The following is a 19795-nucleotide window of genomic DNA, read 5'->3' on the forward strand; positions in this document are numbered from 1 at the left end:
CACGGCGCGCGACGCCTTGTGCATGGGGACTCCTTCGCGCCGGGGGCCGTACCAGCGTCACCGGCCGGGGACCGGCGCGCCACCGGAGGCGTGCGCACGAGGGAGGCCCCCGGCCGGCCGGCTGCCGGACGGGGGCCTCGGGCCGCGCGGGGTCACCCGTGCGTGACCTCCAGCGGGGCGAACGAGACCCGCGTACGCGCGCCGCCGTCCGCCCAGACCACCTCGACACCGGTGCCGTCGGCCACGACCTCCGTGACGGCGTCCGCCAGGGGACCGGGGCCCGGTTCACCGGTGAGCGCGGCCAGGCAGACGTGCAGCGAGGTGCCGCCCGCGCCGGCGGACAGCCGGGGCACCTCCGCCCACGGCACGTAGGCGGTGCCCTGCGGTGCGCGCACGGTCTCCGGTTCGGCACTCCAGCCGTGCAGGCCGTGCAGCGCCGACACCAGTGGCTCGTCGGGACCGGTGGCCCACCCGGTGTGGGTGAGGCGGGTCCCGGCCGGGGCGCCGGTCACCCGGTGCACCCGCAGCTCGTACGGCCCGCGCGCCACGGTCACGCTCTCCACCCGCAGCCCGGGCACCATCGGGGGTCCGCCGGCGAAGACGGGCCGGTGCCAGGACGCAGCCCAGCCCCAGCCGTCGCCGTGCCCCGCGCCGAGCGGCCGGATCCGGCGGCGCACACTGCCCCGGCCGTTCACCTCCACCGACAGGTGGTTGTCCGCGACGTTGCCGAGTGCCGTCGGGCCGGTCCGGGTCGAGTACGCCTGCCGGCCGTAGTGCGGGTCGTCCCCGGCGGCCGACTCGCCCTCGTGCGGCCGGACATGGTCGCTGCCGTGGTTGTGCAGCCGGACGATGCCGTCGTCGCGCGTCGACTGCACCAGCAGCCCGGGCGCGGGCAGGGCCAGCACCCGGTCGGCCTCCTCGACCGGCGCCCGCTCCTCGGTGGCCGTCCACAGCGGGTGATCGGCCGGCGCCAGGAGCGACACGAACGCCTTGGACGCCCAATAGGGGGACGCCGGGCCGGAGTACGGCTGGAGCGTCGCCTCGTGCGGCCCGTGCCAGCCCAGGCTGAGCAGCCCGTCGTCGGTCAGCGCCCCGCGCTCCAGGAAGTACCGCAGGCTGCCGCTGGCAAGCCGCCGCGAGACGCCCGGAGCCAGCGGCGTGTACCCGGTCAGGGCACCGAGGCCCACCGCCGAGGAGGCGGCGAACCGGTACGCCAGGGAGCGGCCGAAGTGCAGCGGCGCCCCGTCCGCGCCGAACGTCGACGCGAACCCGTCGAGGTGGGCGCGCAGCCGGCCCCCGTACCGCTCGGCGAGGCCGCCGTCGCCGCCGAGGTGGGCGTCGAGCACCGGGTACAGGTGCAGCGCCCAGCCGTTGTAGTGGTCGAAGGCGCGTCCGTCGCCGTCGGCGTACCAGCCCCCGCCCCGGTACCAGCCCTCCATCAGCTCCAGCGCCCGCTGCCGGGCCGCGGCCGTCCCGGCGTCACCGCGGCCGACCGACTCGAGGAACCCGGCGACCGTGTACGGGAACAGATACCAGTTGTTCGGCGCCGGAACGTGCCGCAGTGCCCCGCGCAGCCACTCCTCCACCCGGTCCTGCACCCCGGCGTCGAGGTTCTTCCACAGCCACGGCGCGGTCAGCCGGAGCCCGAGCGCGACCGACGCCGACTCCACCATCGGCTGGCCCTGCACGTCGTGGTCGAGGATCAGCGGCCAGGACTCGCCGTCGTCGCGGCCGGGCGTGAGCGTGCCGGAGGCCAGGCCGCGCGCGTAGCGGTCCAGCCAGGCGTGCGGATCGTCGCCGCCGGCTCCCGCCACCCGGAACGCCGCCGCCAGGAACGTCCGCGCGAAGCCCTCGAGGCCGTCGGAGCGCACGCCCGAGCGGGAGGGCCGGCCCGGCAGGTCGAGCAGCGCGCGGCCCGGCGTGCTCCAGCGCCACGCCGCCCAGAGCAGCCCGTCCGCGACGGCCTCCCAGTGGGCGCGGGTGTAACCCGTGTACGGGCTCAGCGCACGGTCCTCGGTGGGCAGTTCGAAGGGGATGCTCATGCCAGGAACGCCAGCCTTTCGCGTCGTACGGGGTGGAGGAAGCCGGCACCGGACGCCCAGCGGGCGGTCTCGGCGAGGGCGAGGTCCGCCAGGCGGCGCCACTCGTTGCCCTCGGAACCGGCGAGGTGCGGGGTGATCAGCGCGTTCTCGCAGTCCCACAGCGGGTGGTCCGGCGGCAGCACCTCGGGGTCGGTGACGTCCAGCACGGCCCGGACGCGGCCCGCGAGGACGGCGTCGGTGAGCGCCTCCTGGTCCACGACCGCGCCCCGGGAGGTGTTGATCAGCACGCCCCCGGCCGGCATCGCGTCGATGAGGGCACGGCTGACCAGACCGCGGGTCTCGGGCAGCAGCGGCGTGTGCACGCTGACGGTGTCGCAGCGCGCGAACAGCTCCGTCAGCCCGACGCGTTCGACACCGAGCGCGGTGGCGTCGGCGTCGCTGACATAAGGGTCGTGCAGCAGGACCTCGAGGTCGTGCGGGCGCAGCAGCTCGGCGACCCGGCGGCCGATCAGCGACGCCGACAGGAGGCCCACCGTGCGGCGGTAGTTGCCGACGCGGCGCGGGGTGTGCAGCCAGTTGCCGCGGGTGCGGGACAGCCGGAAGTCGCGGGCCCGCTCCAGCACCTGCTTGCCGGTCAGCAGGATCATCCCGAGGGTGTACTCGGCCACCGGAACGGCGTTGGCCGCGGCGGCCGAGGAGACCTCGACCCCGCGCTCCCAGCACGCGTCGGTGACATGTCCGCGGACGCTGCCCGCGGTGTGCACCACGGCCCGCAGCCGCGGCGCCGCCCGAAGCACCTCGGCGTCCAGCGGCGGGCAGCCCCAGCCGGTGACCAGCAGCTCGGCGTCGGCCAGGAGCGACCTGGCGCGCGGGGTGGACAGGTCGTCCAGGGCGGGCAGCGGGGCGAGGTCGCAGATCCGGCCCAGGGCGCCGAGCGACTCGGGGTCGAGGACGGCCGCGGCGGCGTCCCGGGACATGGCCACGGCGGCCCGGGGCCGGGATCCGCGGCCGGGTGTGTCGGGGGCGTGCGAGGTCACTTGACGGCTCCGGCGGTCAGCCCGCTCCGCCAGAAGCGCTGGAGCAGGACGAAGGCGAGGATGAGCGGCAGCACGGCCAGCAGCGAGCCCATGACGACCACCGGGTAGTACTCCGGCGAGACGGACGCCGAACTGTTCCACTGGTACAGGCCGAGGCTGACGGGATACAGGTCCTGGTCGGACAGCATCACCATGGGCAGGAAGAAGTTGTTCCAGATCGCCGTGAGCTGGAAGAGGAAGACGGTGACCAGTCCGGGGCCGAGCATTCGCAGCGACACCCGCACGTACGTGGTGAGTTCGCCCGCGCCGTCCACGCGCGCCGCCTCCAGCACCTCGTCGGGCACGTAGCCCCGGCTGAAGATGCGGCCGAGATAGACGCCGAACGGGTTGAACAGCACCGGGACGAACACCGCCCAGAAGGTGTTGACCAGGCCGGCCGCCGACGCCATCAGGTACAGCGGCAGCGCGAGGACGGTCTGCGGCACCATGACCGCCGCCAGCACCAGTCCGAACAGCTTCTCCTTGTGCCGGAAGCGGTACTTGTCGAAGGCGTAGCCGCAGGCGACGCTCAGCAGCGCGCCCAGCGCGGCGCCGAGGACCGCGTACAGCAGGCTGTTGAGGTACCAGCGGCCGTACAGCCCGCCGTCCATGGCGAACAGGTCCCGCAGGTTCTGCGCGAAGGAGAAGTCGCTCAGCGACAGCAGGTCGCTGCTGAACAGCGCGTCCCGGCTCTTCGTGGTGGCGAGCACCAGCCAAAGCACCGGCAGCAGGGTGTAGAGGACGGAGATCGCGACGACCACGTTGACCGTCGCGCGGCCCAGCAGTCCCGGGCGCAGCAGTGAGCTGTCGGTGGCGCTCATCGGGCCTCCTCGGCGGAGTCGGCGCGGCTGGTGAAGCGGGTGACGCCGTAGGACAGGGCGATGGTGCAGACGAGCAGGACGACCGAGGCGGCCGCCGCCAGGCCGTAGTTGTTGCGGGTGAACGCCGCGTCGTAGATGTACATGCTCGGCGAGAAACGCGAGCTGATCATGGGGGAGGACTGGCTGAGCAGCATGGGCTCGGTGAAGAGCTGGAGCGCCCAGATCAGGGTGAAGATGGCGACCATGACGATCGAGGCCCGCACCAGCGGCGTCTTGACCTGCAGTGCGGTGCGCACCGGACCGGCGCCGTCGACCACCGACGCCTCGATCACCTCGCGGGGCACGGCCTGCAGGGCGGCGTAGAAGACGACCATGTTGTAGCCGAGGTTGCTCCACAGCGCGATGTTCACGATCGACGGGATCACCGTGTGGATGCCGAGGAAGTCGATCGTGATGTCGGCGCGGGCGAACAGGTCGATCACCGGGCTGATGCCCGGCGTGTACAGGTACAGCCAGATCAGGGCCGCGATGATGCCCGGCACGGCGTGCGGCAGGAACAGGCCGAGCTGGGCGAAGGCCCGCAGCCGCACCACGCCCGAGTCGAGCAGCAGGGCGAGGGCGAGCGCGCCGACGACCATGAGGGGGATGTAGATCAGGCAGTAGAGCGCGACCGTGCCGAGTCCGCCGAGGAAGGTGGGGTCGGTCAGGACGGCCGCGTAGCTGCGCAGTCCGACGAAGACGGTGCGCTCGGGACCGAATCCGAGGCCGGGCTGGTCGTCGCTGAAGAAGCTGAGGTGGACGGCCGTACCGACGGGGATCAGGAAGACGGTGACCAGCAGGACGAAGAACGGCGTCATGAGGACGCCGCACGCGGCCAGCCGGCGGCGTGCGGCCGCTCTGCGGGCGCGCAGGCCCGGGGCGGACGGCTCCGGACCGGCGGCGCGCGCGGTGCCGGCCGGCACCCGGGGCGGGGTGGTCGTGGTCATGGGGTGTCACCTGCCTTTCGTCGGCTCAGGTGCTGTGCTGGGTGGTGGACAGGCCGAGGGCCTTGAGGTCGGGCATGGTGCCCTCCTGCGCCGTGCGCAGCGACTCGGTCAGGGACCCCTGGCCGGCGCCGACCCGGGCGAAGGAGTCCTGCATGACCTTCTGGGTGGCGCTCATCCGCGGGCCCCAGAGCCAGCCCTCGCCGATCTTCTCGGCCTCCTGCTCGAACAGGCCGTAGATGTCCTGTCCGCCGTAGTAGGACCGGTCGAAGGCCTCGCGTCCCACCGTGACCAGTCCGGGAGCGGCCGGATACTGGCTGCTGGTGCCGCTGGACAGGCGGGCGCGCAGGGCGTCGGGGTGGGACACCTGCCACTCGATGAACTCCATGGCGGCCTCGGGGTGGCGGCTGTCCCTGGTGACGGCGAAGGTGGAGCCGCCGTGCATGCCGACGGACGGGCTGCCGGTGTCCCACTGCGGCATCGGGGCGATCCGCCACTGCCCCTTCTGCCCGGGCCGCGCGTTCATCTGGGCGCCCGCGTCCCAGGCGCCGCTGAGCCGGGTGAGCACCAGTCCGTTGCCGAGCTGCGCGTCGGACTGCCTGCTCTCCACGGCGTTCATGAAGACGTCGTCCCGGTCGATGAGCCGCTGCCAGTAGTCGGCGACGCGCCGGGAGGGCGCGTCGGCGAGGGAGACGTTCCAGGCGCCGCGCGACGTGTCGAACCACTGGGCGCCCGCCTGCCAGGCGTACGCCGCGAACTGGGTCATCCCGTCGGTGGGGAACAGCACCAGCCGTCGCCCCGGCGCGGTACGGCGCACGGCGGCGGCCTGCTCGGCGAACTCGTCCCAGGTGCGTGCCACCCGGAGACCGTGCCGGTCGAACAGGTCGGCGCGGTAGTGCATCACCATGGGCTCCACGTCCAGCGGCACGCTGAACACCCGGCCCTCGAAGGTGGTCTGGCCGAGTGCCTGCGGCAGCAGCTTGCGGCGCAGCCCGTCGCCGATCAGGTCGGTGATGTCGCGGGCGACGCCGTCGATGGCGAACCCCGGTACCTGCGGGTACTCGATGGTGGCGACGTCGGGCGCGTTGCCGGCCCGGGCGGCGTTGCTCAGCTTGGCGTAGCCGCCCTGTCCGCCGGAGGGGATCTGCTGGAACTCCACCCTGATGGAGCGGTGCGTGCGGTTGAAGGCGTCGACCACCTCCTGGCTGCCGCGCAGGGCGGACCAGAAGGTGATGTGTGTGGTGGTGCCCGTGCGGGCCGACGAGGCGCCGTTCCCCCCGCTGCAGGCGCCTGCGGCTCCTGTCAGGGGTACGGCGGCCATCGCGGCGAGCACGGAGCGACGACTGGGTCGTCCGGGCATGGCGGCTCCCACGGCTCCTGCGTGCCCGCGGCTCGGGGCACGGCTGTTGGGGACACGGGAATCCTGGACCGGCCCAGCACAAACGGTCAATAGATCGATCAGAGGAAAATAAAACGCTCAAACGCTCAGTGTGTCGGCCGCTCGCCGGGTCGAACCGCGCACCATCAGCCGGGGCAGCAGTTCCACGCGCCGCGCGGGCCGCCCGCCCGCCTCCCGCAGCCGCTCGAGGAGCAGCTCGGCGGCCACCCGGCCGACCTCCGCACGGGGCGGGGCCACGGCCGTCAGCGGAGGCATGGCGAGCCCGGCCACCACGTCGTCGTACGCCACGACCGAGCAGTCCTCCGGCACCCGCACCGCCCGGTCCGCCAGCCGCTGCACGATCATCAGCGCGTCCACGTCCCCGTGCAGCACGACACCGGTCGCCCCCGTCCTGCTCAGCAGCACCGGCAGCTCGGCCGTCTCCTCCGCCGCGTACGGCCCCTCGGCCCCCGACTCCGGCGCGCTCAGCGCCCACGTCCAGTGCTCCACCAGCGGGTGCGCCCCGGCGATCCCGGCGAACGCGGCCCGCAGGGTGCGCGCCGTCGGACTGTCGTCCCGGGTCGCGAACACGATCCGCCGGTGGCCGAGCCCCACCAGGTGCTCCACGGCCAGGTGCGCCCCGTACCAGTGGTCCGAGCACACCGAGTCCAGCACGTGCGGTGCGCTGCCGCGCCGCGGCCGCCGCTCCATCAGCACCGTCGGCACGTCCAGCGCCGCCAGCCACGCGTAGTCGCCCTCCTCGGCGGCCAGGCTGCTCCACCGGGGCGCGAGCAGCAGCCCCCGGGCGCCGTCCTCCAGGGCCCGCTCGACCAGCGGGCGTTCGGCGCCGGCCGCCTGGGGCGCGATGTGCAGCGCGAGGCGCACGCCCGCCTCCTCCAGCACCGTGCGGGCGCCGTGCAGCGTCTCGGTCAGGTACGAGTGCCGCTCCGGCACGACCACGGCCACCCGGTCGCCGTCGGCGAGGTCACCGGCCGGCACCTCGGGAGCGGGCAGCGTCGAGCGCACGACGCCGTGCCCGCGGCGCAGCCTGCCCTCCCGCGTCAGCTCCTCCACGTCCCGGCGGACCGTCACCACCGAGACCTGCAACTCGTCGGCGAGGTCGCGCACCCGCGCGGTGCCGCGCGCCTGGACCGCCGCCAGGATCCGCTGCCGCCTGACATCGACCGGCTCCCGCATCAGTACTCCCCACCCGCAGATGTTCGTTTGAGCGATTCGCCGTCATCATAACGATCGCTCCTGGCGGGTGTGCGTTCCTCGGGAACACGGGACGCTACGGTCCGGGATCCGCGAGCAGCGGGCCCAGCGGGCCCAGGTCGAGGTTGAGGTCGCTGCGGCTCAGGCCGTGCTGCGCGCACAGGTCGTCCATGCGCCGGTCGAGCAGCATGAGCGCGGTGCCGAGCCGGTCCTCCTGCTCCGCGCTCAGCGTGCCCTCGTCGAAGCGGCGCACGGCCTGGCGTTCCATGAGCTGCCGCAGCAGCTCCACCACGGTGAGCACCAGCGCGGCCAGGTCGTTCGTGACCCGCTCGGGGTCCAGGTCGAGGTGGGCGCGGGGCGTCGTCACAGCGGCCCGCTGTCCGGCCACGGGGCGGGCACGCGTTCGTTCACCGACGACAGCAGGGCGTGCAGGGAGATCCGCACCAGTGGCACGTCGGCGATGGCCAGGACCAGGTCCCCGCTGACCACGACACCGGTCGCCAGCACCCGGTCCAGGAGGTCGACCAGGGGCACCCCGACCGGCGCGTACGGCTCGGGCCCGCCCCAGGGCACGGGAGCGGGACCCGGCGTACGGGTGTCCACGGAGGTCACGGCCGCACCCCCGGCTCCGCGTGCTCCCGCCGGGCGGGGTCCGCCTCCTCGTCCCAGCGGGCGAAGGAGTAGGGGATCCAGGGACCCGAGGCGCCGATCTCGACGGCGGAGTACCGGCGGTCCGCGGTGAGCGCGGCCAGCGCGCGCGTGAAGGCCGCGCCCTCCGCGTCCTCCACGAGGTAGGCGACGTTCAGCAGTTGCGGTGCGCTGCGGCCCGTCAGCCGGTCGCTCTGCGGGCGGTGCCGGGTCGCCGCGACGGCGTACCGCCGCAGTTCCGCGTCGACGGCCTCCGCCTCGGCCAGGGCCTTCGCCTGCGCGTCCCGGCGGTCGCGCCGCTGTGCGCTGGCCCGGCTCAGGTAGGCGCGCCCACTCGCCCCCGAGCCGGTGTCGTCGCCGGCCCGGGCGGCGGTCCGCGTGGCGGCGTGCACCTTCACCGCCCACTCCGTACGGCCTTGGAGGCGGTCGAGCAGCGCGTCCAGGACCGCCGCGCGCGAGGCGACCGCCTGCCGCGCGCTCTCCTCGCCGTGGTACAGCGTCGCCATCGGCAGCGGGACGACGGACCGGCCCCGCCCGCCCGCGGCCTCGACGCCCCGGTGGTGGGCACGGGCGCACCGCTCCAGGTCCTCGGGCCGGCCCAGCCGCTCCGCCAGCGCCTCGTCGCCGAACAGCGCCGCGGGGACGTCCTGGACCAGCAGGCACAGGCCGTCCGCGTGCAGCACGCGCAGCGGGCCGCCCTCCTCGTGACCGGTCACCGCGGCCAGGGCGGCGGCGTCCGGCGGAGTGCGGGTGACGGCGAACGCGCAGACGAGGCCGGGCGCGCCGGGGCCGGCCGGAGGCCCGCTCACCGGACGGCTCCCGCCGTCTCCCCGGCGGCCTCCGCCAGGGCGTCGAGCTGGGCCCGCAACCGCGCGTTCTCCTCGGCCAGTTCGTCCCGTGCGGCCCGGGACGACAGGGCCGGGTCGGTCTCCCACCAGTCGATGCCGGCCTTCTTCGCGGTGTCCACCGAGGCGATGAACAGCCGCAGCCGGATGGTGAGCAGCTCGATGTCGAGCAGGTCGATCTTGATGTCCCCGGCGATCACGACGCCCTTGTCGAGGACCCGCTCGAGCAGGTCCGCCAGGCTGCCCGAGGCGGGGGCGCAGAGCTCGGTGTCCAGCTCCGCGTACCGGTGGTCGACGTCCGTCACTGCGTACTCCCCGGGCGGTCAGCGACGCGGGCGGGCCCGTTCGTCGTCCTCTTCGGGTTCGTCCTCGTACTCGTCCTCGTCGTACTCGCCTCCCTCGTCGTCGTACTCGCCTTCCTCGTCCTCGTCCTGCTCGTACTCGCCGTCCCCGGCCTCCTCGTCCGTGTCCTCGTCGCCCTCGCCCTCGTAGTCGGCGTCGTCGGCGTTCTCCTCCTCCATCGCCTCCTCGTGGCTCCGGACGACCTCGCCGTCGCGGATCTCGCCGCGCCAGCCCTCCAGCTCCTCGGCGTCCATGAGGGTCACGTGCCGTGCGAAGTGCTTCAGGTCCAGGCGCAGCCGGCGGCCCTGGGCGCGCCAGAGGTTGCCGGTCTTCTCGAAGAAGCCCGCCGGGTAGTACTCGACGACCACGACGACGCGGGTCAGCCGGGGCCCCAGCTCGTGGAAGCTGACCGCACCGCGTGTGCTGCCCTTGGCCCCCTCCGAGGTCCACACGATCCGCTCGTCGGGGACCTGCTCCTGCACGGTCGCCTTCCAGCTCCGGCTCGACGGGCCGACCTTGACGTTCCAGTCGGAGGTGACCTCGTCGGAGGGGCTGACGCTGCGGACGCCCTTGGTGAAGGAGCTGAAGTCCTGGAGCTGGGTCCACTGGTCGTAGACGGTGCGCAGGGGGATGCCGATGTCCACTGTCTCCATGATGTGCGTCGCCTTGACGCTGCCCCAGGGCCCTCGTCCTCGCTTCTTGGAGCCGCGCCCTCCCGAGTCGTCCCCTCCCGGGCCGCCGCCCTCCGACTCGTCCTCCTCCGAGCCGCTCCTGCCCGAACTCCTGCCGCCCGAGCCCTTGCCGCCCGCGGAGGCGGTCAGACGGTCGGTCAGACCGCCGATCCGCTCACTCGCCCTGCCCGCCAGGCTGTGCCCGGTCGCGGAGAGGTAGCCGCCGAGAGCGCTCTTCACGTCGCCCAGCGGGGACGCCGCGCCCTCGCCCTTTCCGGTGGGGCTCATCCGCGGCCACCTCCCCGCCGGGTGCCCGACGGCACGGCCTTCTTCGCCGCGGCCTTCTTGGCGGCGGCCTTCTTCGCCGGTGGCTTCCCACCGGGCGCCGACGGACGCGGGGGAGTCTTCCGCGCCGCCTTCCTCGGCGGCGCGGGGGCGGGCTCGCGGTCCTCCTCCCGTTCCTCGTCGTCGAAGTAGTCGGCCTCGTCGGCCGCGTCGTCGTACCCGTCGTCCGGTTCCCGGCCGCCGCCCTCCCGGACCGCGCCGGCGAGCGCGTCGGTGCGGTCGCGGAGGGTGTCCGCGAGGCCGGTGAGCCTGCGGTTCGCCGCGGCGGTGACGGCCGTGCGTCCGGCGGCCAGCAGCTCGCCGCGCACCTGGTCCGACAGTTCCTGGAACTGCGGTGCCAGTTGCAGCCTGCCCAGCCCCGTGGACAGCACCTGGCCGGGGGAGAGCCCGAGGCGCCGTCCCGCCAGGTAGGAGCCCACCGCGAAGGCCACTTTCGCCTTCTTGGTGCGGCCGAGGAGATATCCGCCCGCCATGGCCGCCGCCAGGGCCGCCTTGCTGTCGTTCATGGGTGCCTTCCGTGCGCTGGTTCCGTGCTGGTGGTGGTGCGGCCGGTGGGCCGGACCGGGCGGTCGAGGAGGGCGAGCAGGCGCTCCTCCTCCCGCTCGAAGGCCGCCTCGTCGATGGCGCCCTCGTCCAGGGCCCGGTTGAGCGCGGCCAGACGGGCCTGGACGGCGCGCGGGTCGTGGACCTGGCGCCGGGCTTCCTGGAGCAGTTGGTCGGCGATCCACGCCGTGCCCCGCACCGGGGCCAGGGGCAGCAGCAGGAGACCGCTCACGAGGCCCACCGCGTCACCGTCCGGCCGGGGCGGGTGACGGGTCGACGAAGCTGTAGCAGGGCAGGGGCCCGGTCACACTCAGCGCCAGCCGGTCCCCGCGGTCACGGGCGCACGCGTCCACCGCCTGCCGGAACCGGGACTCGTCGGCCGCGCGCAGCAGGAACGACGCGCTCAGCACCTGCTCGTCGTCGGTCGGGCCCCCCACGGTGTGCACGGCGAGAGGGGTCAGGCGGTCGAGGACCTCCTGGGCCGCGCGCCGCGCCTCGCGGCGGACGGCCAGGGCGAGCGCCTCGCCGAGCCGGACGTTTGCCTCGTAGTCCGGCCGGCGCCGTGTCCGCAGGGCCAGGGACCGCAGCTTCTCGTCCCGGCGCACCAGCTCGGCGAAACTGCTGGGTACGACCGCTCCCTTGACGTTGAACTCGACGCACCCCCGGACGCCGTCGAGCTGCCGTGCCAGGTGGTCGGCGTCGGAACGCAGCTGCGCGAGCAGCACCTCCGGACGGGGACTGAGGACCGCGAACCGCATGGGCAGCAGCGGCCCCTGCGCGGCCAGCTCGTCCAGCACCGCCTGATGGGCCATCAGGTCACGGCGGCGGGGCCTGAGCCGTGCGGGCGTGGCCGAGACCGCGGCGCACAGGCCGGACTCGGTGAGCAGCCGCACCGGAGCGCCGCCGACCCCGGGGGAGCGGGGCGTGCGGACCCCGGCGGGGGCGATGCCGTAGACGTACAGGGCGTCCCCGGTCTCCGGAACAACGGCTGCGGGGGCGGGGGCTGTGGTGGGCACGGTCATTCCTCCTCTGTCTCCGTGCGCCGGCGCGGGCGGCTGCGCGGGCGGTCGTCGTCACCGCGGGGGCGCCCCGCCGGGCGGTTCCGGGGCCGTTGCGTCCGCTCCTCGCGCTCGCGGGTGCGGGAGCCGGCACGGCGCGGCAGGGGCGCCTCCTCGTCCTCCTCCGGCTCCGGTTCCTCGGGCGTGAGGATGTCCCGCACCCGGTCGGTCAGGGAGCGCGTCGACCGCTTGGCGGCCGCCCGGCCCACGGTCTTGGCGACCGGCCCGCCGAACAGCTCGGGAACGGTCTTGGAGCGCACGTCGTGCTCCAGGTCCAGACGGTTGCAGGCCTCCGCGAACCGCAGGTAGGTGTCGACGCTCGCGACCACGATCCGGGCGTCCACCTTGAGGATCTCGATGCCGACCAGGGAGACGCGCACGAAGACGTCGATCACCATGCCGCGGTCGAGGATGAGTTCCAGGACGTCGTAGAGCGTTCCGGCGCGGGGCGCGCAGACGAGCTCGTCTTCGTACGGGATCATGCGGGTGGTCCTTCCGGGGGCGGGCCCAGCGGCCCGGTCACTGGTCCTGGGCACCGCGCCGGTAGCGGGCGATCCTGCGGTACCGCAGCAGGTCGCCCGCCGTGTCCAGCTCGACCTCGTAGGTGGCGAGCAGGCTGGTGGTGTCCGGGATCCGTGCCACCTCCAGCACGTCCACGTTGACGATCCAGCCGTCGTCCTCGCTCCGGTACACCGCGGAGACCCCCTCCAGGCGGTGCCGGATCAGCTCGGACAGGGCGTCCGCGGCATGCTGCGCGGCGTCCCGGGCACCCCGTACAGGACGCTCGCGCGTGGTGGTGGACGTCGTGCCGCGACGCCGCTCGCCAGGTTCTGTCATGCAGCCCACTCTGACCGCGAGTACCGGTCCGCGCGCCCGCAGTTACCCCATCCGGGCACTCCTGAACTCACGACCCGTCACGGGGGGGGGGTGCCAGGACCCGCGAGAACGCCGACCAGCTCGTCGCCGTCCCGCAGGCGCTTGCGAAGGCCGCCCCGAAGAGCATCCGGCACGCCCGGGTCAGCGTCCGAGCGGGCGCGCCGCCGTGCGGATCGCCAGTTCGGCCTCCGCCAGAGCGTCGATCAAAGCCGCGTTCCCGAGCCCCGGTACGCACACCACCTCGCCGGCTTCCAACGCGGCCAGTGACGAGTCGACGACGCGATCGACGGGCATGCCTCCCTCCTCGTGCACGGACTCGTCCCGTCCCGGCACGGGCTCGTGACCACGCGACCGGTGGAACTCGGTGGCGGTCAGCCCCGGGCACAGCACCTGAATCCGCAGCGGCGTGCCGGCGAGCTCGGCGGCGAGAGTGCGGGTGAAGGTGACCACGTAGCCCTTGGTGCCGCCGTATACCGCGCGTTCGGGCAGCGGATGCGGCGGCAACGCGCCCGCGAAGGCCAGCTGTGAAGCCACGTTGATCAGGGTGCCGTGCCCCCGTGCCAGCATGCCCGGGGCAGCGGCCCGCGCAAGCGCGGTGACGGCGAGGACGTTGACGGCCAGGACCTTCGTCATGAGCTCCGGTTCGAGGCCGGCGAACGGACCGTAGCCGTTGATCCCCGCGTTGTTGAGGAGGAACCCGATGTCGTCGTCGGCTGCCCGCCGTGCCACCCGTGCCAGGTCACCGGGCTCCGACAGGTCGGCGACGAGGGTCTCCACCGTGGTGCCCGTCGCCCTGCTCAGCCGCTGCGCCAGGTCGTCGAGCCGTTGTGCTCTTCTGGCCACGAGGACGGTGTCCCACCCCTGGGCGGCGAGTCGTCCGGCGTAGGCCGCGCCGATGCCGGAGGAGGCCCCCGTCACCAGGGCCGTGCCGTGTCGTGTGCTCACCGGTATGCCGCCTTCCCTGCCGGCAGCCGCGGATGCGGCCCGGACCGGGTACCCCGGACGAAGGCCTCATGCACGGACGAGACCACCCGATGGACAGTCGCGACGGCGGTTGTGGACCGTCTGCCAGGGCCGTACCGTTCCCGGCAGGTCACGCCAGGAGATCCCGGTCCGTGGACTGAGCGGAGCGAGTGACTCCCACCCCTCATCGGTGAGTTCATGACGGCGTACCGCGCCACCACGATCCACCGTCCGGCGACCTGTGAAGACGGCCCTCAGCCGGCGGCCCCGGCTTCGACGTCGAAGGGGACGCCGGTGAGCCGTTCGCTCGCCGCCCACAGCCGCCTTCCTTCCGCGGGGTCGTCGGCGCCGGTGGGGAGCTTGGCGGGCTCGGGGGTACCGGAGGTCTGGTCGCGTCCGGCGGGGCCGATGAACCGGCCCGACTGGACGTGCGGGCTGGTCGCCGCGTACAGGGAGGGCCAGGCGGCACCCTCGGCCGAGCCCATGAGAAGGCGTGCGGCGATCGGGGTCACCACGCGGCTCAGGGCGCCGGTGCCGTGCCGCTGCAGATTGGTCATCGCCGACCCCGGGTGGACGACGAGCGCCTCGACGGGGCCGCTTGCGGTGTGGCGCGCGAGTTCGAGGGTGTAGACGATGTTGGCGCGCTTGGACTTGGCGTAGGCGCCCATGGCGCGGTAGCTCTTCTCGCTCATCAGGTCGTCCAGCCTGCCCGTCGGCCACCGGGCCGCGATGGCGCTGACGGTGACCACGCGCGGTGCGGACGAGCGGCGCACGGCCGGCCAGACCTGGGCGTCGAAGGCGAAGTGGCCGAGGTGATTGGTGCCGACCGTCATCTCGAGGCCGTCGTGGGTGGTCCGCCGCTCGGGCAGGTTCATCACGCCGGCGTTGTTGAGGAGCAGGTCGACCGTCTCGGTCTCGGCGATGCGGGTGGCCGCGTCGCGGACGGAGGAGAGGTCGGAGAGGTCGAGCACGAGGGTGTCCGTCCGGGCCCCGGGGCTCGCGGCGCGCACGGCCTCCACGGCCTGGTCCAGCTTGGTCCGGCTGCGGCCGGCCAGGATGACGCGGGCACCGTGCCGGGCGAGCGCACGGGCGGTCTCGAGTCCGATCCCGCCGTTCCCGCCGGTGACCCTGCAGGAGATGCTGGCCACGCTCACCGCGGGCACCATCGCCCGCGCCTCCGCCTGAGCCCGTCCGGGCAGGAGCCGTGGGCCGGGCCGCGACGGCCGGCGCGCGCCGGCCATCGCGGCGATCAAGCAGGCGTGAGCCTCCCCGCCCCCTCGGGGGCGGTGAAGTCCACGTCGGCGGCGGCCCGAACCCGGATACGGCGACCGGGCCAGCCGATCGTCCGGTAGATCGCGTTGTACTGGGCGATCGAGCGGTCCGCCGGGACGAGATCGGCGTCCGCCTCACCGCGCACCGAGGTGGTGTGTCCGTCGGCCACGACGACCAGGTCGTAGCCCCGGCTCAGTGCCTGCCGCGCCGTGGTGTCCACGCAGACCTCCGTGGCGAAGCCGGTCACGATGAGCTCGGTGACGCCGAGGGCCTCGAGCGTCCCGTCGAGACCGGTGTCCAGGAAGCCGTCGGGCGTCGTCTTGTCGACGACCGCCTCCCCCTCGCGGGGCGCCAGCTCCGGCACGACCCGCCACCCCTCGGTGCCGGGCACCAGCTCCTCGTCTCCCTGCCGCACCGTCACCACGGGCACACCGGCGGCCCGGGCCCGCTCGCTCAGCGCCGCGATCGTGGCGACGGTCTCCGCTGCCCGGTGGGCGATGCCCATCAGCGCGTTCTGCATGTCGATGACGAGGACGGCGGAGGAGTGCGGCATGGGGCCACGCTAGTCGCTGGGGCCGCGGCGGGAAACGGGCTGACCTGCCCTCCGTGAACAGCCCCGAAGCTTCCGGACCTGTCAGCAGACGCCGTCGCCCGGCTTGGGGTTGCCCAGGCCGAACAACGGCCGCAGCCTGAGGCCCACCCAGGTGCCGGCCAGCGCGAAGGCGCCCCACAGCCAGCCGCTGAGGCTGCCCGACGCGATGCCCGCCAGGTAGGCGCCGATGTTGCAGCCGCCGGCCAGCCGGGCGCCGATGCCCATCAGCATGCCGCCGAGCACCGCCGCGAGCGCCGTGCGCCAGGGGACGCCCCGGTGCAGCGCCCAGGTGCCGCCGAGCGCGGCGGCGACGGCCGCGCCGATCATGATGCCGATGTCGGTGAGGCTGGTCTTGTCGGCGAGCATCGGACCGGCCAGCATCTCGGCGTTGCCGGGCTGCTGCCACCAGGTCCAGTTCTCCGGGTGACCGCCGAGCGCGCCCACCAGCTCCGAGCCCCACAGGCTGAAGGCGCTGGTGACACCCCAGGCGCCGCCGGACACCAGCAGGACGCCCGCACCGAGCACTGCCAGTGCCAGGGCGCCGACGGCCAGGGGCCAGGAGCCGCGGACGGCCCGGACGGCTGCCCGGCGCGCCGAGGGGACGGCGCCCAGCGGCGGCGGGTTCCGGCGGGCCTGGACACGCCGGCTGACCAGCACCACGAGGAGCAGCGCGGCGATGGTCACGCCCCAGGAGCCGAACCAGCCGATGTGGTCGGACAGCACGACGGGATCCCAGGCCGGCAGGTCCTTCCACAGGTCGAACTGCCAGGCGGCCAGCGTGGCTCCGGCGACGAAGCCCCCGAGGGTGAGCACGATCGACGTCTGCCCCGAGCCGACCGCGAAGAGGGTGCCCGAGGCGCAGGCGCCGCCGAGCTGCATGCCGATCGCGAACAGCGCGGAACCGGCGAACAGACCGACGCCGATCGGTCCGGCGGACGGCGCGGGCTGGGAGCCGAACAGCCCGGTCTCCGTACCGATGAGCAGCGCGAACAGGGTGGCCGTCGTGCCGAGGAGCAGGGCGTGTGCCCGCAGCCCCGTCCCGTTGCCCACGGCGACCAGCTGCCGCCAGGCGGAAGTGAAGCCGAACCGGGAGTGGAAGAGGGCGACGCCCAGGCCGAGTCCGAGCAGGAGCAGTACACCCGGCTTGGCACCGTGCGCGGACCACACGTACGCGGTCAGGGCGACCGCGAGCAGGCCGGACACGACAAGCGGCGTCCGCCGCACCGGGGGCAGGGACGGCGCCTTCGGACGTTCCGAGGAGGTGGGCGAGGGAGCGAACAGAGGGGTGGTCGCGCGCGGCGGCGCGGCCGGGGACGACCCGGCAGGGGGTGCGGTGGTCACGGAAGAGCTCCGGAGGTGGTGTGCACGGGGCGGCGGACGCTGGCGGGCCGGCGGCGGGAATCACGCGGCCGGTCCGGAGGCTCAGCGGGGACAGAGGCCGTCGTCGACGCACCACGCCGAGCAGGCGAAGAGCGCGAGACACAGCACGGGAGCCGAAGCATGCATGCGGACAAATATACGGAGGAAGGTGCTCCGGATGTCATGCCGTCTTGCCATGCGGATGGCGAACGGCGCGAGGCCCCTGTCCGCCGGCGCGCGCCGAGGCCCGAGCGGCACACCCGGACGACCTCAGTGAGGGCCGGGGGTCTCGGGGCGCGCCCCGGGCGGCGCGGCAGGGGTGCGCCGCTGGAAGGTCGCGTACAGCAGCCAGAGGGAGGGCACCAGGAGCACCGCTCCCACCGCCAGCGCGATCAGACAGGCGGAGAGGACCGCTCCGTCGGAGGCGGCCCGGGCGACCGTCGTACCGCCCACCAGCATGGCCGGGTACTGCGCCGCGCCCCAGGCCCACAGGATCGCGGCGACGGCCAGCGCCGCGGTGGGGCGTGCCAGTACGTAGCGTCTCCTGTGCAGCAGGGCGAGCCCGCTGAGACCGGCCACGGCGCTGAGGACGACCAGGGGCAGGCCGCGGTGGGTCAGTCCGTGGAAGAGGTATGGCGCATCGGCGTTCAGGACGGCGATGCCGACGCACGCCACGACACCGCACGCCAGACCGCTGATGATGCCGCGTCGGGCGAAGTCGGTGGCGAGAGCGGCCCGGCCCTCGCGGGCGGCGTCGGCGCACAGGTACACCGCGGCGAGGTGGGCGCAGGTGAGTACGGCCAGGACGCCGCCGAGGACCGACGTGGGGTTGAGCCAGCTGGTGAGGACGTCGCCCTCGGCGAGGCCGGGCGGGACCCGCCCGGAGGCGACGCCGCCGGCCACGGTGCCGAGGAAGAACGGTGTGATCAGCGAGGAGAGGGCGAAGCAGGCGCCGAACAGACGCTGCTGCCACAATTCCGTGCTGGCCTTGCGGAAGGCGAAGGCGGCTCCACGGGCGATGATGCCCAGGGCTGCGAAGGTCAACGGCAGGTAGAGCGTGGACATCACGGCGGCGAAGACCGGTGAGAAGGCCGACCACAGCAGCACGACCACGAAGATCAGCCAGACGTGGTTGGCCTCCCACACCGGACCGATGCTGTGCTCGACGAGCCGGCGCCGGTCTCGTCCTCGTCGGGCTCCGCCGGCGAGGAGGTCCCACACGCCTGCGCCGAAGTCGGCACCGCCGAAGACGGCGTAGCAGGTGAGACCCACCCACATGACAGCGAGTGCCGTGTCTGCGAGCACGGTGACCTCCAGTGGTGGCCGGGAAAACGGGGCGCGAATCGGTTCGGGCCGGACGACGGCGTCGGATGACGAGAGCTCTCGCGGTCACACGACGGGGTAGCGTTCGACGTCCTCTTCCTGCGGCGCCAGCGGCACGGCCGTGCGCGTTGCCAGACGGCGCAGGACGTACACCGTGGCGACGGTCATGGCGGCGTAGACGATCAGCACCAGCCACAGGCCGGTCATCAGCCCGGGCGCCGGATTGACGGCGTCCCGCACACTCATGATCCCCCAGACGATCCACGGCTGGCGTCCGAGCTCGGTGACACACCAGCCGCTCTCCAACGCGACCACCGAAGCCGGACCGGCGATCGCGGCCCCCCACAGGAACAGACGCGATCCGCGCCGGTCGAGCAGTTCACCGCTCCCGCGTCGGCCACGCCACCACGAGAACAGCAGCCAGGCCCCCAGGAGCAACAGGAAGAAGCCGACGGCCACCATCAGGTCGAACGCCCAGTGCACCGCTGTCACCGCGGGCCACTGACCGCGCGGAACCTTGTCCAGACCCTGGACGACGGTGCTGGGGCGGTATCCGACCAGCAGGGAGAGTCCGTTCGGGATCTCCAGCCCGTAGCGCAGGGCGTCGTCGCGGGCGATGCCTCCGAGGGTCAGGGGCACGTGGGACCCGGTGGTGTACACGCCTTCCATGGCGGCCAGCTTCGTGGGCTGGAACTCGGCCAGGAACCGTGCGGCCCAGTCGCCGACGACGATCTGGAAAGGGGTCACCACCGCCCCCAGAGTGAACGGGATGAAGAAACCCGCCTTGTGATAGGCGTCCCTGCGGCCCCGCAGCATGGCGACCGCATAGACCGCCGCGGTCAGGAACGACGCCACCATGAACGCCGCCAGGATCATGTGCACCGTCTGGGGCGGGCTCGCGGGGTTGAGCATGGCAGCCCAGGGATCCACGTCGACGACTTTCCCGTCCCGCAGCGTGAATCCGCGGGGCTGGTTCATCCATGCGTTGGCGCAGACGACGAAGAACGCCGAGGCCACGCCCGCCACCACGATCGGCAAGCCGATGAGCAGGTGCCGCCTGGGCGGCATCCGGTCCCAGGCGTAGAGGTAGATGCCCAGAAAGATCGCCTCGATGAAGAACGCGATGCCCTCCAGCGCGAACGGCAAGCCGATGACCTGCCCGTACGTGCCCATCAGGCCCGGCCACAACAGCCCCATCTCAAAGCTGAGGATGGTGCCGGAAACGGCGCCCACCGCGAACAGGACCCCCATTCCACGGGCCCATCGGCGTGCCAGCAGGCGGTGCGCCGGATCACCTGTGCGGATTCCGTACCATTCGGCGATGAGCGTGAGGGCGGGCAGCCCCACGCCGAGGCAGGCCACGATGATGTGCCAGGCCAGTGAGAAGCCCATCTGTGCCCGGGCCGCGGCCAGATCGCCGTCTGTCACCCCGTCCGCCGCCAT

At 73.6% G+C, this 19795-nt stretch carries 22 protein-coding genes; all 22 read right to left on the bottom strand.

All coding sequences use genetic code 11. The features are described 5' to 3' along the window. Positions 1-152 precede the first annotated feature (152 nt). Complete coding sequence (locus tag ACFWJB_RS26305) at positions 153-2042, bottom strand: DUF2264 domain-containing protein (protein WP_386925234.1); 1890 nt, start codon at positions 2040-2042, stop codon at positions 153-155. Next, positions 2039-3079: a hydroxyacid dehydrogenase gene (locus ACFWJB_RS26310; protein ID WP_386925236.1), complete on the bottom strand. Its 1041-nt coding sequence runs from the start codon at positions 3077-3079 to the stop codon at positions 2039-2041. Before ACFWJB_RS26310 ends, ACFWJB_RS26305 begins: the two co-directional genes overlap by 4 nt. After that, complete coding sequence (locus ACFWJB_RS26315; protein ID WP_385470042.1) at positions 3076-3939, bottom strand: carbohydrate ABC transporter permease; 864 nt, start codon at positions 3937-3939, stop codon at positions 3076-3078. The genes ACFWJB_RS26310 and ACFWJB_RS26315 overlap by 4 nt, the downstream gene beginning before the upstream one ends. Next, entirely contained in the window at positions 3936-4925 is a 990-nt protein-coding gene (locus ACFWJB_RS26320) for a carbohydrate ABC transporter permease (RefSeq protein WP_385470044.1), read from the bottom strand. Before ACFWJB_RS26320 ends, ACFWJB_RS26315 begins: the two co-directional genes overlap by 4 nt. A gap of 25 nt (positions 4926-4950) precedes the next feature. Continuing rightward, complete coding sequence (locus tag ACFWJB_RS26325; protein WP_385470046.1) at positions 4951-6282, bottom strand: ABC transporter substrate-binding protein; 1332 nt, start codon at positions 6280-6282, stop codon at positions 4951-4953. A 117-nt stretch (positions 6283-6399) separates the two neighbouring features. After that, positions 6400-7497, bottom strand: a complete 1098-nt coding sequence (locus ACFWJB_RS26330) for a substrate-binding domain-containing protein (RefSeq protein ID WP_385470048.1) — start codon at positions 7495-7497, stop codon at positions 6400-6402. A 94-nt stretch (positions 7498-7591) separates the two neighbouring features. Then, positions 7592-7882, bottom strand: a complete 291-nt coding sequence (locus ACFWJB_RS26335) for a gas vesicle protein K (RefSeq protein WP_385470050.1) — start codon at positions 7880-7882, stop codon at positions 7592-7594. Continuing rightward, the gene (locus ACFWJB_RS26340; protein WP_055421623.1) at positions 7879-8088 is read right to left on the bottom strand and encodes a gas vesicle protein; all 210 of its coding nucleotides are present in this window, start codon (positions 8086-8088) and stop codon (positions 7879-7881) included. The genes ACFWJB_RS26335 and ACFWJB_RS26340 overlap by 4 nt, the downstream gene beginning before the upstream one ends. A 35-nt stretch (positions 8089-8123) precedes the next feature. Then, entirely contained in the window at positions 8124-8972 is an 849-nt protein-coding gene (locus ACFWJB_RS26345; protein ID WP_385470052.1) for a GvpL/GvpF family gas vesicle protein, read from the bottom strand. Beyond that, the gene (locus ACFWJB_RS26350; RefSeq protein WP_385470054.1) at positions 8969-9313 is read right to left on the bottom strand and encodes a gas vesicle protein; all 345 of its coding nucleotides are present in this window, start codon (positions 9311-9313) and stop codon (positions 8969-8971) included. Before ACFWJB_RS26350 ends, ACFWJB_RS26345 begins: the two co-directional genes overlap by 4 nt. 18 nt (positions 9314-9331) lie before the next feature. Beyond that, positions 9332-10309 (bottom strand): SRPBCC family protein, encoded by a 978-nt coding sequence (locus ACFWJB_RS26355; RefSeq protein WP_386925240.1) that lies wholly within the window; start codon positions 10307-10309, stop codon positions 9332-9334. Then, positions 10306-10872, bottom strand: coding sequence for a hypothetical protein (locus ACFWJB_RS26360; RefSeq protein ID WP_386925242.1), 567 nt, complete (start codon positions 10870-10872; stop codon positions 10306-10308). Before ACFWJB_RS26360 ends, ACFWJB_RS26355 begins: the two co-directional genes overlap by 4 nt. Then, positions 10869-11150: a gas vesicle protein GvpG gene (locus ACFWJB_RS26365; protein ID WP_385470414.1), complete on the bottom strand. Its 282-nt coding sequence runs from the start codon at positions 11148-11150 to the stop codon at positions 10869-10871. The genes ACFWJB_RS26360 and ACFWJB_RS26365 overlap by 4 nt, the downstream gene beginning before the upstream one ends. A gap of 4 nt (positions 11151-11154) precedes the next feature. Next, the gene (locus tag ACFWJB_RS26370) at positions 11155-11931 is read right to left on the bottom strand and encodes a GvpL/GvpF family gas vesicle protein (protein WP_385470416.1); all 777 of its coding nucleotides are present in this window, start codon (positions 11929-11931) and stop codon (positions 11155-11157) included. Next, complete coding sequence (gene gvpJ, locus ACFWJB_RS26375; protein WP_385470418.1) at positions 11928-12449, bottom strand: gas vesicle protein GvpJ; 522 nt, start codon at positions 12447-12449, stop codon at positions 11928-11930. Before gvpJ ends, ACFWJB_RS26370 begins: the two co-directional genes overlap by 4 nt. A 37-nt stretch (positions 12450-12486) precedes the next feature. Next, complete coding sequence (locus tag ACFWJB_RS26380; RefSeq protein ID WP_385470420.1) at positions 12487-12804, bottom strand: gas vesicle protein; 318 nt, start codon at positions 12802-12804, stop codon at positions 12487-12489. Between the two features lie 180 nt (positions 12805-12984). Then, positions 12985-13788, bottom strand: coding sequence for an SDR family NAD(P)-dependent oxidoreductase (locus ACFWJB_RS26385; RefSeq protein WP_386925245.1), 804 nt, complete (start codon positions 13786-13788; stop codon positions 12985-12987). Positions 13789-14060: 272 nt separating this feature from the next. Continuing rightward, positions 14061-14960, bottom strand: a complete 900-nt coding sequence (locus ACFWJB_RS26390) for an SDR family NAD(P)-dependent oxidoreductase (RefSeq protein ID WP_386925247.1) — start codon at positions 14958-14960, stop codon at positions 14061-14063. 95 nt (positions 14961-15055) lie between these two features. After that, positions 15056-15631, bottom strand: coding sequence for a cysteine hydrolase family protein (locus tag ACFWJB_RS26395; protein WP_386925249.1), 576 nt, complete (start codon positions 15629-15631; stop codon positions 15056-15058). 81 nt (positions 15632-15712) lie between these two features. Continuing rightward, positions 15713-17011, bottom strand: coding sequence for a YeeE/YedE thiosulfate transporter family protein (locus tag ACFWJB_RS26400; RefSeq protein ID WP_386925251.1), 1299 nt, complete (start codon positions 17009-17011; stop codon positions 15713-15715). Between the two features lie 288 nt (positions 17012-17299). Further along, positions 17300-18334, bottom strand: coding sequence for a cytochrome d ubiquinol oxidase subunit II (locus tag ACFWJB_RS26405; protein ID WP_385470431.1), 1035 nt, complete (start codon positions 18332-18334; stop codon positions 17300-17302). Positions 18335-18418: 84 nt separating this feature from the next. Further along, entirely contained in the window at positions 18419-19795 is a 1377-nt protein-coding gene (locus ACFWJB_RS26410) for a cytochrome ubiquinol oxidase subunit I (RefSeq protein ID WP_385470451.1), read from the bottom strand.

This window comes from Streptomyces sp. NPDC127100 (genome assembly GCF_042724095.1).
In the GTDB taxonomy this organism is placed as follows: domain Bacteria; phylum Actinomycetota; class Actinomycetes; order Streptomycetales; family Streptomycetaceae; genus Streptomyces.

Bases quoted from the DNA above. Each gene is read 5' to 3' on its own strand.
- ACFWJB_RS26395 (WP_386925249.1), bottom strand. From the start codon at position 15,631: ATGCCGCACTCCTCCGCCGTCCTCGTCATCGACATGCAGAACGCGCTG.
- ACFWJB_RS26305 (WP_386925234.1), bottom strand. From the start codon at position 2,042: ATGAGCATCCCCTTCGAACTGCCCACCGAGGACCGTGCGCTGAGCCCG.
- ACFWJB_RS26410 (WP_385470451.1), bottom strand. From the start codon at position 19,795: ATGGCGGCGGACGGGGTGACAGACGGCGATCTGGCCGCGGCCCGGGCA.
- ACFWJB_RS26325 (WP_385470046.1), bottom strand. From the start codon at position 6,282: ATGCCCGGACGACCCAGTCGTCGCTCCGTGCTCGCCGCGATGGCCGCC.
- ACFWJB_RS26355 (WP_386925240.1), bottom strand. From the start codon at position 10,309: ATGAGCCCCACCGGAAAGGGCGAGGGCGCGGCGTCCCCGCTGGGCGAC.
- ACFWJB_RS26315 (WP_385470042.1), bottom strand. From the start codon at position 3,939: ATGAGCGCCACCGACAGCTCACTGCTGCGCCCGGGACTGCTGGGCCGC.
- ACFWJB_RS26370 (WP_385470416.1), bottom strand. From the start codon at position 11,931: ATGACCGTGCCCACCACAGCCCCCGCCCCCGCAGCCGTTGTTCCGGAG.
- ACFWJB_RS26320 (WP_385470044.1), bottom strand. From the start codon at position 4,925: ATGACCACGACCACCCCGCCCCGGGTGCCGGCCGGCACCGCGCGCGCC.
- ACFWJB_RS26330 (WP_385470048.1), bottom strand. From the start codon at position 7,497: ATGCGGGAGCCGGTCGATGTCAGGCGGCAGCGGATCCTGGCGGCGGTC.
- ACFWJB_RS26380 (WP_385470420.1), bottom strand. From the start codon at position 12,804: ATGACAGAACCTGGCGAGCGGCGTCGCGGCACGACGTCCACCACCACG.
- gvpJ (WP_385470418.1), bottom strand. From the start codon at position 12,449: ATGATCCCGTACGAAGACGAGCTCGTCTGCGCGCCCCGCGCCGGAACG.
- ACFWJB_RS26360 (WP_386925242.1), bottom strand. From the start codon at position 10,872: ATGAACGACAGCAAGGCGGCCCTGGCGGCGGCCATGGCGGGCGGATAT.